Source organism: Ensifer oleiphilus, assembly GCF_013371465.1.
GTDB lineage: Bacteria > Pseudomonadota > Alphaproteobacteria > Rhizobiales > Rhizobiaceae > Ensifer > Ensifer oleiphilus.
The window spans coordinates 179,961-192,995 of the sequence record NZ_JABWDU010000007.1; the positions used below are offsets into that span (position 1 = coordinate 179,961).

Sequence of the window (13,035 nt, forward strand, 5' to 3'; positions counted from 1 at the left end):
ATGGACGTCACCATCTATCACAACCCGGCCTGTGGCACGTCCCGCAACACACTGGAGATGATCCGCGCAGCCCGGATCGAACCGACCATCATCGAGTATCTCAAGTCCCCGCCGACCCGCGAGGAACTCGCGAGGATGATCTCCGGCGCCGGGTTGACCGTTCGCCAGGCGATCCGCGAGAAGGGGACGCCTTACGTGGAGTTGGGACTCGACGACCCGAAGTTGACCGACGACCAGTTGCTCGACGCCATGCTGAAGGACCCGATCCTCATCAACCGCCCGTTCGTCGTCACGCCGCTCGGGACGAGGCTCGCACGCCCCTCCGAGGTCGTACTCGACATTCTTCCGAATGACTTCAAGGGAGCCTTCTTCAAGGAAGACGGCGAGCAGGTCCTCGATCCGGAGGGGAAGCGCATTGTCTGAGACCTTCCCGGCCTTGCAGGAGCAGCATCTTCGTCAGACTGACCTCGAGGCGTTGCGTCCAGCCTTTTCGACGCACAAGCCACGCATCCTGATCCTATACGGCTCGCTTCGGGAGGTGTCTTACAGCCGGTTGCTCGCGCACGAAGCCAGACGTCTTCTCGAGCGTTTGGGGAGCGAGGTGCGAATGTTCGAGCCGAGAGGATTGCCGCTTCCCGACGAGGCTCCGGCCAGCCATCCGAAAGTGCAGGAGCTGCGCGAGTTGTCGCAATGGTCGGAAGGCCAGGTGTGGGTCAGCCCCGAGCGCCACGGGGCGATGACGGGCATCATGAAGGCCCAGATCGACTGGATTCCGCTGTCACTCGGATCGATCCGGCCGACGCAAGGCAAGACGCTGGCGATCATGGAAGTCTCCGGTGGCAGCCAGTCTTTCAACGCTCTGAACCAGATGCGCGTGCTCGGCCGCTGGATGCGGATGATCACGATCCCCAACCAGTCGTCCGTCGCCAAGGCCTATCAGGAGTTCGACGCTGACGGCAGGATGAAACTGTCTTCCTACTACGACCGCGTCGTGGACGTCTGCGAGGAACTGGTGAAGTTCACGCTGCTGACACGGGACGCCTCGGCTCACCTGACAGACCGCTACAGCGAGCGGAAGGAGCACGCGGACGAACTCGAAATGCGCGTCCACCTCAAATCGATCTAGTTACTCAGGCCTTGCAGGGATTCGCGTAGATGCAGCCACTGCGATAAACGCAGCGACACCGAGCGTACCAAGCAGAGCATTGACGAGCAGAGCCATGGCGATGCCGAGATTTTCCATTGTCGTGGCGAACAGGAATGGGGCGGCGGCACCAACCGCCAGCCTTGCCGCTGCCATCTTGCCCGTGATTGCGCCGTAGCCAGCGGACCCAAAGAGATAGAGCGGCAGGCTCCCCTGAGCGATACTGTTGATCCCGGAGCCAAGGCCAAGACACACGGCGAAAGCCACAGCCCCTGGCAACCAATCGCCCGAAAGCCCGAGGATCAGAATTCCCAGGACCATGAGCGCCGCGGAGACAATCGCCAGCGCGGGCGGGGACAGACTCTTTCCGAAGACCATATTGATCAGGCGACTCATGACCTGTGCCGGCCCGAACAGCGAACCAATCACGACGGCCGCACTGCCAAGTCCGATCGCACCGAGCATCGGCACCATATGGGCAAGGATCGCGGCGAGAGTGAAGCCCGAAAGAGAGAATGCAAAGGAGACCAGCAGCATGCCGCGGCGGCGCGCCTGCGGCTCAAGAGCACCAATGACGACCTCGCGGGGCCTTGTCTCGCCCAACTTGGAACCGGCCTTTCCGGCACGCATGATCCAGTAGTGTAGCGGCATGCAGACGAGAAGGTTCAAGGCGGCGAACACCAGATAGATTTCGCGCCAGGACAGGTATCCGGTCAGCGTCGCGGCGATCGGCCAGAAGATGGTGGAGGCAAATCCGCCGATGAGCGTGAGATAGGTGATGCTGCGTGACGCAGTCCGCGGTTCGCTTTGAACCAGTGTCGCGAATGCCGCCTGATACTGGACCATCCCGGAGGACACCTCCAACAGGACGACCGCAAGGGCGAAGAGGACTACGGACGGCGACCACGCACACAGTGCCAAAGTGAACGCCGCAAGGCCCGATCCCAGCGTCATCACGCTCGCCGCACCGATCCTGTCCATGTGCATGCCGATGAACGGTGCAGACAGGCCGCCGATAAACAGCGATACCGAGAAGACCGCGAAGACCCGCTCCAGGCTGATGCCCAAGTCCTTGGCCATTCCGGGGGAAAGAATGCTGAAGGAATAATAGAGAGTGCCGTAGCCGATGATCTGCGTGACACCCAGAGCGGAGACGATGCCCGCTGGAACCTTGATCTTATGCAATGATGTATTCCTCAGGCCACCTATGCTTCGCGCGGGCAACAACCCGTTGATCGCTCGACCGAGCCGCGGATGCCGGGATGCCCTGCGCAGCAGTCTTCCATCAGAAACGTCACCAGGTCAGCCAGCGTATCGTAACTTGCGCTGTAGACGATCGAGCGCGACTCGCGGCGCTGGGAAATGAGACCAGAGCGCTCGAGTTCCTTGAGGTGGAACGACACGTTCGATGGTGAAATGCCCATACGTTCCGCAATCGCGCCGGCGGCCAGACCTTCAGGGCCGGCGATGACCAGGGTCCTCACGATGAAGAGCCGGGTCTCCTGTGAAAGCGCGGCGAAGGAAGTGAGGGCTTGACGATCATCCATATTTCAATAATCCTTGAATCATTGAAATGTAGGATAACCGCAAATGAGCACAATCAACAATAGCCGTTTCGACAGAACTGACATTTCGCTCGCGGAGTTGTTGGAAAGGATCGCGGAAGCGCCGGAGCGTCCTTTGATCTTCATGTACGAAGGCAATCCCGTGAAGCCCGGCTATCACGTGACCGAGGTCAAGGCGGGTCAGTTCTCCGCCCTCGACTGCGGAGCGAACCCCGAAGCGTGGGCGGAAATCTTCGTGCAGCTGTGGGACGTCGACGAGGGGGAGCGGATCCACATGACGGCCGGGAAGTTCTCGGCCATCGTCCGGAAGGTTTCCGAGCACGTCCGACTTGATGGCTCTGCCAAGCTTACCTTCGAAGTGAGCGATGGCGTCTCGTCGATACAGTTGTTCTGTGCCAGCCATCCTGTTTTGAAAAACGGCGCACTGGAGGTTGCGCTGACGCCGCGACCCGCCAGTTGCAAACCGCGCGACCGTTGGTTGGCCGAACGGGCGTCAGAGGACAAGCGGTGCTGCGGGCCTTCTGCCACCGCGGAATGCTGCGCTTGATGGACTGGGGCGGGTTGCTCACGAGCCTAAGGGCACCGTACTTGACGAACCCGATCCAATCGGGCTTGGGGTCGCGTGGTCCAAGGATGACCCGACGGCCGCCCGTGATGACATCATCGATATCGCCAGGTCGCTTGTGAGGGCGGGCAGGTGAGGGACAATCTTCGTTGATCGCTACATTTGCTGCCCAACTCCGGATTACATGCGCGCAGCTCGAAACCATTGGCGCGAGGCGCATAACCTCTAAAGTGCCCTGGTCACGACCTGCGTCGCGACTTCGATCAGGCTCCTAGAGCGGCGGTTTCGACGTCGATTGTCAGGTCTTGCTAATGGACGATTCGCGTCGTTTCTGTAGCGTTGCTCGACCGGCGCTTTGTCGCGACAGCGCTTTTGACGTTTGTTGGGCTTCCAACGATGGTAAGGTCAAGTGCAGGCGCTTGGGAAAGTGCAATGGCCTGCGAGAAGGAGCTGGCTTAGATGCTTTAAGCAATTTGGCTGATTTTGTTGGCCAGACTGCGGAGTTGATTGCAGGCTGCACCGAACCTAGAAACGCAGGATGGCAAAGCTATGGGGCTCATATCTGATTGGTTTGATGAAGCTAACGATCGTGTTGTCGCTGGCCGCATCCTCCTTCGCCACTGCTGAACAAACCACATACTTTGCCGCCTTCAAAAGTGCTTCCTTTGTCGCTATCGCACACGACTGCGCGAGTGGGGAAGACAAGGTGATCGATCACCATAACGACGAGCATGGCAGCCGAAAATGCTGCGGAGAGATGTGCTCAGCTGTCGCCATTCTGACCGACACCGCGAAGCTCACTGGCGAGATGCCGACAACTATACATCCGCTCTTCGTCTGGTCTGAGCCGGATTCTTGCTTTCCCCCTGAATTCTATCGCCCACCAATCGCCTGACTTTGTGAAATCGCGCCGCAGCCGCAGCGCGTAACCCGTGTGCCGATCACTTGGCACACGCTGGTGGAGATTTCACAAATCTGGGTTCAGAGATGAAATGGTTGCTCGCATTCACCCTGGGCGTAATTGCAAATCCAATACGCCTCCAAGAGCCGCTTGCTGGGGACTCTTACTCCGCTTGGGGCTGGGTGGGTCCCAGCGTTCATCGACCGAACTCTCCCTTGTTCCTCGTCGGTTGGGCATTGAGTGGTCGCAAACCTTCGCTGAATGGCGGTCGTTGCCTCGTTTGCCTGGCGTCGGAGCAACTCATCAGGAGTTCACATGTCCGCTATCAATTTCACCGATGTCGTTTTCCAAGCGCCGCGCCGAGTCTTCAGCAGCATCTGGGATGGATTGCGCGGCGCAATTACACAGACGCGGTTGATGCACCGCGTCGGGAAACTCATCTACCGTAAGTTCACCCGCCACACCGTTCGTATCCAAAGTCACGACACGCAGTTCATGCGAAATCCCCCGCTGTTGGACGTCTTGGCAAGGCTTTTGTTCGCGTACCAGATTGGGTCGACCGTCAAACTGGCGTCAATTGGATGCAGTACAGGCGCGGAATTGTATTCGGCCTTGTATGTGCTGCGCCGAGCACGGCCAGACTTAAGGTTCCTGGCGACTGGCGTGGATATTTCGAGCGAGGTCGTCAAAGCTGCTGAACGAGGCGTCTATTGTCCAGGCCAGTCCGCCGCAATAGACGGCTTGTATCTGGAAGGGCGACCAGAAGTCTTCTGGGAAGATATCAATGCTCTTCAAGAGGTGCTTGAAGTTCAACAGGGCGGAACGCTCAGGGTGCGCGATTGGCTTCGCAGGGACACGACTTGGCTTACAGCCGATGCAACCGAAACTGGCTTCCCTGACACCCTCGGACTGCACAATATCGTTTTTGCAAACAACGTGATGGGTCCGATGGACGACTCGCTCGCCGAAGTGTGCTTGCGGAACGTAATGAACTTAGTCGAGCCCGGGGGGTATCTTGTTGTCGATGATATCGACCTCGAGCTGAAGACACGGGTTTTGGCAGCGGCAGATTTCAAGCCGATCCTGCTGAGCCAGGAAGACGTGTGGATGGCTGATGGGTCCAAGGAAGGATGGCCGTGGGTTCGTTGGGGACGCGAGCCCTTGGATTTGACTGAACCAACTTGGGAGTTGCGATACTCCATTATCTTCCAGCGTACCCGTGTCTGACCGCCCGCATCCAATGTGATCCCCGGTGTGTCCCGTCGGCTTGAACGAGCCCGAAGACGTTGCAGCTAGAGTGTGCCCATCGGTCATGTCTGGTTGAGATGCACCTACAGTCTTGAGCGTTGCATACAGATTTGCGCGGCGTCGCGTTAGTACCATCAGGGGACCTGTTCGCTCCAAGCTCGAAGCCCGGCCGCGACACGGCACCTTGTTCTCGAGCGCAATCCACTTGGGTGCGAAATTGATCGAGCCCAACGCCTGTTTCGGGGTGCGCCGCATTCTCGACCTTTCCGACGACGGGCACAACAACACGGGATTGCCGATCGCGCACGCCCGCAATGACGCCCTGGCGCGCGGGATCAGGCCCACAACTTCGACCGTTCCGCTCGACTGGCGCCAAGGTGGACTGTTCGCCGAGCACATTAGGACCTTTGGCGGAACCTCTGAAGCGAACTAATTGATTGGCGGATTCGATTGTTCAGTAGTGGCGCAGGGTGCCGAGCACATTTGCTCCTTTGCGGCTCGATTGCCGTTTACAGGCACTTGTTTTGATAGGTGGTAACCTTATGAAAAGAATAGGCGCAGTAATCGTGGCCGCGGCTACGGCCCTCTCAGGGTTCTCGGCGCAGGCCGTGCCCATGTCCCCCGTTTTGGCCGGACAGTCGGCTTCCCAGCCTGTCGAGTTGATCCACCACAAGCCAGGTCATTGCGGCGGACCGCCCCATAGAAGCGGCTATGACGGCTACCGTTACGGCGGCAACCGTTACAATGCTGGGCCACGATACGGCTATTACAACGGCTACGAGGGCTATCGTTACCGTCGCGACGGGTACCGTCGGCACAGCGACGGGTGGTGGTATCCTCTGGCGGCATTCGGAGCAGGAGTGGTTGTCGGTGGCGCGATCGCGCAGCCGCCCCGCAGGGTCTATTCCAACGCGCCGTCAGCGCATGTCGAATGGTGCTATGACCGCTATCGTTCGTACAGAGCCTACGACAACACTTTCCAGCCCTATTATGGGCCGCGCCAGGAATGCGTGTCGCCATATTATTGAGCGACAGCGCCTGCCCGCTTCGGAGAATATATACGAGATGTTCTCCGACACATTTGTACCGAACTCAGGACACGTTGCGTGCAACCGAGGTCGGGAATTTCCGGCTGAGCGGGCTCAACTTATCCGCATCGCGGTCCGCCAGAAAAAGCAAGGAATGAAGCTGTGGCCAGCGCAAAATTAGTGATCGCTCAACGTGCGACCAAGGATTCGTGTTGAGGTCAACGCGCTGCAACTGCCTGCACCTTGATACGGCCCCCGAAAGGCAATTTGGCGGCCTGATAGATGGTTCGCGCCGGCCTTTGCCCTTCCGGGAAGAGTTCCGCGTAGAGACGATTGACCTCATTGACGTCCGCCAGATCTATAAAAGCCAGATCGACATAGACGATATCGGCGGTGCTGAATCCCGCAGCCTTGGCAATCCGAAAGACATGTTCAAAAGCTCGCCGTGCCTCTTCGAGGGTACTGCCGGGCACATAGTTACCATCGTCGCCGACGGACAATTGGCCACTGATCCAGCATTGATTGCCGACAACGACAGCGTTGCTAATAGGAGACGGTGACGGTGGAACCCCGTCAACGTTGACAATGTATCGTTTTATCATGTCTTTCCTCGCTTGAATCTGGCTGGCCCCGTCGCGGGGCGCACGCCCCATCCTCTCTGCTCCGTGGATCTGCGTGGCGGGCGAGATGCGCGATCTCGTTCTGAGAGTAGACGGCGACGCCGAATTCTTGCAGCGACCGAGGTCGCCACGCACTCACCGAACTTGCGCTCTTATCGTAGCGGCCCGTGTAAGAGCCGGACATCCATCGCTAAATAGCGCGTAGAGCCATCCGTTGACACTCGCGTGGACACCGCGATGCGCGCGCCTAGGAGGTGTTCTCCGTGACGCGCCGCCGAAATCTGGCTCGATCTCGGCCGGCGGGCGCGGAATGGAAAACCGGCAGCAAGCTCCAAACAATGCGGAACGACCCAACCGCTCTGCTGCCATTTACACAGCAAATCATTTTCGAACAGCTTTGCGCGGCCATAGTAACGCACGCGTTCACCGAGCACAGGCACTGACGAGGATCTTTGGCTTCCTGTCACCATCATGCCGGACTGTTTCTTGTTGTTGACGGCATGCTTAGAGCCTTCAGCGGCGACGCCTTCTCCGCCGGTACGCGCCACGTACTTTGCGTCAGGTTCGCAGCCCTTGCTCGGAGAATTTAGTTGTGGACGTTACTCGCCTCTTCATGGTGCTGTATAACGTCGCCACGCCATCGAAACGAGGTGTGGTGATCGTTCTCGGTTGGCTAGTCTCGCTGGAAGCCATGTGATCGATGATCGTATAAACCGGATGCTCATCCCCCGACCAGGACTCTGCCAGCCGCCGCACATTGCAGAGTATCGTTTGCATTTCGGCGATCTTGCCCTCAAGCTCTCGCACCTGCTCAAGAGCGATCTCCTTGGCATCCGCGCTTGCCCGGCGGTCATTCTGCTAGAGATGGATGAGCCTTTGGATGTGTTCGACCAAAAACCCAAGGTCCCGTGCCTTCCGAATGAAACGGAGCGTGCCGAGATCTCTCCAGCGATAGACACGGTAACCGGACAGCGTTCGAGGTGCGGGCGGGATAAGGCCGATGCCTTCGTAGTACCGAATCATTTTGACCGAAAGGCCTGTTTCTTTCGACGCTTCACCAATGTTCATCGCGCGCTCCTTCCTAATGCCTGGCATGCAGATCACTGGATCGCCCGACTATGCAGGTTCCAACGTTTGGAAGGTCAAGAGAAAAAGTCGGCTCGTGTGCCGGAGTCTGAAAAGGACTTCCCTGAACCCGGCGGGGCACTTGTGATCAAGCGCAGCAAGCAAGAGTGATGAGGACATGATAATCGCGTCTTGACCCTCCAAGCTTTGGAAACCTCAAATTGACCGTCGCGCAACCAAACATGGAGTGTGGCGTGACTTGTTTTGTGGTTCCCGACAGGACCTCCCATCAACGAGACAGGGTGGTGGCGGTCAAAACGAAAAATGCTGACGCGAACGCTAATTGGCGGGCGGACCTCGCATCTTGTAAACGTGTAGTCAGGAGCGGGGTCTTAAGGTTCACAGCAGTTCATTTTCTTCATCCGGCGCTTGTATCGCGCAACCCGGCGGCACGCATTGGCGGGCTCACCGAAACGACACTCCTGGAGGCATGCAAGTCCCTGCTCAGTAAGACTCTCCTCGCTGTGGCAATTACGGTGGGGACTGCGCTGGCGGCTGCGGCTACGTATGGTCATATCCGACTCCCGCCGGAAAGCACTGCGCCGGTGTTAGATTTGGCGCCAATAGTGGCCGAGGAACACGCGGCTACCATCAAGGCTATGCGGCCGCCCAAGCGTGAACGGCCGGTGGTGGCCGTCATCGCCCAGAATGAGGGCGCCGAGATCACCGACTTCGTTGTTCCCTATGGCGTGCTCGCTCGCTCAGGCCTCGCCGACGTGATTGCTGTGGCTCCCAGGGATGGGACGATCAAGTTGACACCGGCACTTTCAGTCGTGGCCGACGCGTCGACCGCGGAATTCGATCGCCGGTTTCCGGGCGGCGCCGACTATGTGATCGTGCCCAAGATCGAAGACGCGGCCGATCCAGAAGTGGTAGCGTGGATCCAAAAGCAGTCCGACAAGCGCGCGATCATTGTCGGCATTTGCGCGGGCACCAAGACGTTGTCCGCCGCAGGCCTCTTTACGGGACGCAAGGCCACGGCTCACTGGTACGACATCGCCAAGCTGCGCGGGGACAACCCGTCGATGACCTGGGTGCAGGACCGCCGTTACGTCGTTGACGGGAACGTTGTTACGACGACTGGTGTCAGCGCGTCGATGCCGATCTCACTTGCACTCGTCGAGGCAATCGGCGGTCGCGCGCGCGCCATCGAGCTCGCTGCGGAACTCGGCGCGACAAACTGGGACGCACGTCACGATAGCAGCGCCTTCTACCTTGACCGCACAGACTTCTGGGTCCAGCTGCGCAACAGCGCGCAAATCTGGGCGCATGAACAGATTGGTGTTCCCGTCTCCGACGGCATCGACGAGATCTCGATGGCGCTGGTCGCGGACGTCTATTCGCGGACCCGCCAGTCGGTTGCTGTATCTCTGGCCGAGGAACTTGCGCCATTGACTATGCGCGCTGGCCTTCGGCTGCTGCCTGACTATGCCATCGAGGAAGCCAATCTCGACATCGTTCTCGACCCGATTGATGACGCGGCGCCATTGAAAGCGATCAACATCGCGCTGAACGGTATTGAGGCGCGCTACGACCGCGAAACCGCAGCCTTTATCGCTCTTCAGATGGAGTACGCGTGGTCTCAGCCTCACGAGGCGGGAATTTCCGATTGACGAAGCATTCGCCAGTTTCGCCTTTCGTCTCTGGAAACATTGGAGGCATGGAGTGACCCGACTATGGCCCCCTTTGTACTGCTTTGGCACTAGAATTTGCGTTACAATGCAAACAGGTTTGGCGGTAGTGATGGAGCGTTATATGAGGAAAGTAGAAACTTTCTCTGTCCCCTCGGCTACGATTGCCTTCATAGATCTTTCGGGCTTCAGCGCCATCGCGGACGTCTATGGGGATAAAGCCGCGGTTGACGTCCTGGAGAGATTCGAGTGTATGGTCGTCGACGCCCTCAATGGCTATGAGCCCCCGATTAAATGGATCGGAGATGAGGCAATGCTTTCATTTCCCGAGCCGCAAATGGCGATCCAGGCAGTAGGAACGCTCGTGCAGGCATGCCGAAAAGAACAGCGCATACCGCTCACACGGGCGGGGTTGAACCATGGGCCAGTTATCCGCAGGGGACGTGATCTTTTTGGATCAACGGTCAATATCGCGGCGCGCGTAGCAGCGCTCGCAACCGCCGGTCAATTGCTTGCCACCCAACCCATCGCCGAGGCGGCCGTCGCCAAGGGCATCCTTGTGCGAGACCTCGGATCGGTAGCGCTTCGATCGGTTGTCGAAGAAGTCTCCCTCTTTGAGATCCAGCTTGCTCCATCGGCTGACCCGGCCTGGATCGACCCGGTGTGCAAGATGCATGCACCGTATTCATCCTATAGGCGGGCCGCGCCGCAAGGACCCTGGTTCTGCTCACCGCGGTGCGAAGAAGCATATCGAAGGTCGCCGCAGACCTACGAGGTGTTCCGGGTATGACGACTGGTGCCGGGCGACGGTGTCGGCGCGATCATGCGGCCAAGTGAATTCGATGACGCCGAGGGATAGAGTGGCGAGGACGTCTCGGACGTTTTCGGGGCCGTGGCGAAGCTGAAGATGATGTCCGGCTGCCATACTTCGTTGTCTATCGCAATATCACTTGCCTGCACAAAAGACGAACTAGCCAACGCCGGTTCGTATCCGGTAAAGACCACGTGGCTTAAGAAGCAGGTCGGGTCGGACCTGCATCTCATTTCGTTTTCACTCGAAGGAGTAATCAGCAGGCACCATCTGCGCTTCTATGGAGAAGGTTACTACGTCACCAAGTTCGGGGATTGCGAAGTCCAGCCCCCATTCGCTGCGGCGGATCCAGCCGGTCGCCGAGAAGCCGATCTTCGGGACGCCCATCATAGGGTGCTCGGCCATCGAACCGTTGAAGATGACGTCGAGCGTCGTCGGGTGCGTCTCGCCGCGGAAGGTGAGGAGACCTTCAACGACGCCGGTCTTCTCGCCCGTCACGCGGATCGCCTTGGAAACGAAGATGATCGGCTTGGCTGCTAGGAAGGTTTCTTCGCCGCCTATTTCCGCATCGAAGTCGACCTTTTCCGGCCAAGGATAGTCGGTGCGGACCGAAAGCGGATCAATTGTGACCGAGAGCGTCGAGGTCTCCGGCTTCTCCGGCTTCCAGTCGAGCCGCGCATCGACTTTGGTGAAGCGCGCGGTGTAGTGCGAGAGGCCGGAATGGTTGAACGACCAGTTGAAACTCGAATGCGAGGGGTCGATCTTATAGGCCCCGCCCGGCGCCGGATTAGGGGCAGCGGCGAGGGCGAGGATCGCGCTCAAGACAAGAGCAAGGGCAGATGCAGTAATGCGAAGCATGGATGTTTCCTCGGAAGTGGAATAAGGCGACTATCGGCTCAGGCGGCCTTGTCGTGGCCGATGGCATTGAGGCGCTCCCAGACGCGCCCGGGCTGGGGAACGTCGAGGTCGAATACAGTCTCGAGGGTGTCGGCGAGCTGGTCGGCGCTCGTGATGCGCTGCTCACAGTGGCTGTTCGCCGTCACACGGCGCAGACAGTCGTTCTGAAGTGCGATATAGCCGTCTGTCGTGTGTCGCAGGACAGCGAGCGCATTGGTGAACGGGGAGCCCGGATCCTGCATCAGCCAGCCGTGAGTTGCGGCCATAGCGGCTTCGTCGCTGTGGTCGGGCCGGAAATCGAAACTTTTCGCGATGCCGCGTGCATGGTTGTTGAAGCGCAGCCAGCCGCCGTCCGCCGGCATGATCGAGAAGTCGAAGCCGCGTTGGCTGATCGGCCCGGCGGCAAGCGGCACCGGCTCGACGATGGCGTCCGCCACGCCGACTTCGGCAAGATAGGGACGGTCGAGGTCGACACACAGCGTCAGATGATTGCCGATGGCGCTGTCGCCGAGCTTCTCCCGGTCGACGCCGCCGCAAAGGCGGGTTACGCGAAAGCCGAGTGCGGCAAGCGCGGCGCCGAAGAGACCGTTCATCTCGTAGCACCAGCCGCCGCGCCGGCCCCCGACCATCTTCGCGAAGGCGGCAGCCGGGGTGATCTCGGAGGGCCATCCCATGAAGGCGTCCAGCGCCTCCCAGGTGAAGGTCATGAGATGAGCGCGATGCAGCTTCGACAGGCCGCGGATGTCGAGGTGAGACGGCCGCTCAAATCCGATCCGGGCCAGATAGGCATCGAGCTGCGTGGCTGTCAGGGTCATTCCGTTTTCGTTCGAAGGCAGCTGTGTCATCCTTGGTATCCTTTCGATGGACCGTTGTGCAGGTTCAGGTGCTGTGTTTGGGGCACTTTAGGCGACCTCGCGTTCCTCCTCGGGTGGGAAGGTCAGGCCGAAGTCCCTGGCGACCGAGGCGATTTGCTCGGGCGTTTCAGGCTTGCAGAGCTCGACGATTGGAAAGAAGCTTTCGAATCCGCCGGGTGTAACGACGACCATGAGGCGACCCTCCGTCTTCCCGACATTGCGGAAGCGGTGCGGTACGCCGCGCGGCAGAGCGATGCAGCCGCCTTCCGTGAGTTCGACATAGTCGCCTGCGCACCAGAAGCCGAAGTGGCCGGCCAGAACCCGGAGGAACTCGTCTTCGCGCTCGTGCATATGCAGTGGTGGGCCTTCGCCGGCTGACACAAAGGCCTCGAACATGCCTAGTGAACCGCCCGTATTGGCCGCCATCATGCGAATGACATGCCTGCCGAACGCCATCGCAGGCGTCCCATGCCCCGGCGGCGAAACCGCCGCATAGGTGTACGTGTTCATCTCTCTCTCTCTCTCTCAAGGTTCGGATCGCATCGGTCATCGATGTTTCCGCTGATGTTGCCGGACGCCGGCTCGTCACCTCGCCTCGGAATACGAGGCGGGTTAGGATGTTTTTCGCTTGGGCGGCATCGGGGAC

Annotated in this window: 16 protein-coding genes and 1 pseudogene; 11 read left to right on the plus strand and 6 right to left on the minus strand. The window is 59.3% G+C overall.

Translation table 11 applies throughout. The features are described from left to right. Positions 1-423 (plus strand): arsenate reductase (glutaredoxin), encoded by a 423-nt coding sequence (arsC, locus tag HT585_RS23905; protein ID WP_176355287.1) that lies wholly within the window; start codon positions 1-3, stop codon positions 421-423. Continuing rightward, positions 398-1,126, plus strand: a complete 729-nt coding sequence (gene arsH / locus HT585_RS23910; RefSeq protein ID WP_343214076.1) for an arsenical resistance protein ArsH — start codon at positions 398-400, stop codon at positions 1,124-1,126. Before arsC ends, arsH begins: the two co-directional genes overlap by 26 nt. Here the strand turns inward: arsH and arsK are convergent, their stop codons facing one another. Together arsK and HT585_RS23920 are read right to left on the minus strand one after the other, a co-directional pair. Then, positions 1,127-2,329, minus strand: coding sequence for an arsenite efflux MFS transporter ArsK (arsK, locus tag HT585_RS23915; RefSeq protein ID WP_176355289.1), 1,203 nt, complete (start codon positions 2,327-2,329; stop codon positions 1,127-1,129). Positions 2,330-2,349: 20 nt separating this feature from the next. Further along, positions 2,350-2,691: an ArsR/SmtB family transcription factor gene (locus tag HT585_RS23920; protein ID WP_176355290.1), complete on the minus strand. Its 342-nt coding sequence runs from the start codon at positions 2,689-2,691 to the stop codon at positions 2,350-2,352. A gap of 43 nt (positions 2,692-2,734) precedes the next feature. Here HT585_RS23920 and HT585_RS23925 point away from each other — a divergent pair, with 43 nt between their 5' ends. From HT585_RS23925 to HT585_RS23945, 6 genes and pseudogenes are all read left to right on the plus strand, one after another. Then, positions 2,735-3,256, plus strand: coding sequence for a DUF6428 family protein (locus HT585_RS23925; RefSeq protein WP_176355291.1), 522 nt, complete (start codon positions 2,735-2,737; stop codon positions 3,254-3,256). Positions 3,257-3,314: 58 nt separating this feature from the next. After that, positions 3,315-3,410: pseudogene (locus tag HT585_RS31830) on the plus strand (LysR family transcriptional regulator); the annotation flags it as partial. Between the two features lie 402 nt (positions 3,411-3,812). After that, a complete protein-coding gene (locus HT585_RS23930; RefSeq protein ID WP_176355292.1) occupies positions 3,813-4,169 on the plus strand; it encodes a hypothetical protein in 357 nt (118 codons plus the stop codon). 321 nt (positions 4,170-4,490) lie between these two features. Beyond that, the gene (locus tag HT585_RS23935; RefSeq protein ID WP_176355293.1) at positions 4,491-5,402 is read left to right on the plus strand and encodes a CheR family methyltransferase; all 912 of its coding nucleotides are present in this window, start codon (positions 4,491-4,493) and stop codon (positions 5,400-5,402) included. Between the two features lie 112 nt (positions 5,403-5,514). Then, complete coding sequence (locus HT585_RS32130; RefSeq protein ID WP_176355294.1) at positions 5,515-5,856, plus strand: DUF1194 domain-containing protein; 342 nt, start codon at positions 5,515-5,517, stop codon at positions 5,854-5,856. A gap of 109 nt (positions 5,857-5,965) precedes the next feature. Next, the gene (locus HT585_RS23945; RefSeq protein ID WP_176355295.1) at positions 5,966-6,451 is read left to right on the plus strand and encodes a BA14K family protein; all 486 of its coding nucleotides are present in this window, start codon (positions 5,966-5,968) and stop codon (positions 6,449-6,451) included. 218 nt (positions 6,452-6,669) lie between these two features. On the opposite strand, the gene HT585_RS23950 is transcribed toward HT585_RS23945, so the two are convergent. Continuing rightward, entirely contained in the window at positions 6,670-7,104 is a 435-nt protein-coding gene (locus HT585_RS23950; RefSeq protein ID WP_210270542.1) for a RidA family protein, read from the minus strand. Between the two features lie 660 nt (positions 7,105-7,764). On the opposite strand from HT585_RS23950, the gene HT585_RS32285 reads away from it, so the two are divergent. The 3 genes from HT585_RS32285 (at position 7,765) to HT585_RS23965 (ending at position 10,617) form a co-directional block, all read left to right on the plus strand. Then, positions 7,765-8,307 carry a hypothetical protein gene (locus tag HT585_RS32285; RefSeq protein ID WP_425513780.1) on the plus strand — a complete coding sequence of 181 codons (543 nt, stop codon included), beginning with the start codon at positions 7,765-7,767 and terminating at the stop codon, positions 8,305-8,307. A 365-nt stretch (positions 8,308-8,672) separates the two neighbouring features. After that, positions 8,673-9,809 (plus strand): DJ-1/PfpI family protein, encoded by a 1,137-nt coding sequence (locus HT585_RS23960; RefSeq protein WP_176355296.1) that lies wholly within the window; start codon positions 8,673-8,675, stop codon positions 9,807-9,809. A 142-nt stretch (positions 9,810-9,951) separates the two neighbouring features. Further along, positions 9,952-10,617, plus strand: coding sequence for an adenylate/guanylate cyclase domain-containing protein (locus tag HT585_RS23965; protein ID WP_176355297.1), 666 nt, complete (start codon positions 9,952-9,954; stop codon positions 10,615-10,617). Between the two features lie 261 nt (positions 10,618-10,878). On the opposite strand, the gene HT585_RS23970 is transcribed toward HT585_RS23965, so the two are convergent. The 3 genes from HT585_RS23970 to HT585_RS23980 form a co-directional block, all read right to left on the minus strand. Continuing rightward, positions 10,879-11,496 carry a YceI family protein gene (locus HT585_RS23970; RefSeq protein WP_176355298.1) on the minus strand — a complete coding sequence of 206 codons (618 nt, stop codon included), beginning with the start codon at positions 11,494-11,496 and terminating at the stop codon, positions 10,879-10,881. Positions 11,497-11,534: 38 nt separating this feature from the next. Then, positions 11,535-12,350 carry an arylamine N-acetyltransferase family protein gene (locus tag HT585_RS23975; protein ID WP_246707886.1) on the minus strand — a complete coding sequence of 272 codons (816 nt, stop codon included), beginning with the start codon at positions 12,348-12,350 and terminating at the stop codon, positions 11,535-11,537. A gap of 87 nt (positions 12,351-12,437) precedes the next feature. Continuing rightward, complete coding sequence (locus tag HT585_RS23980) at positions 12,438-12,899, minus strand: cupin domain-containing protein (protein WP_176355300.1); 462 nt, start codon at positions 12,897-12,899, stop codon at positions 12,438-12,440. Positions 12,900-13,035 lie beyond the last annotated feature (136 nt).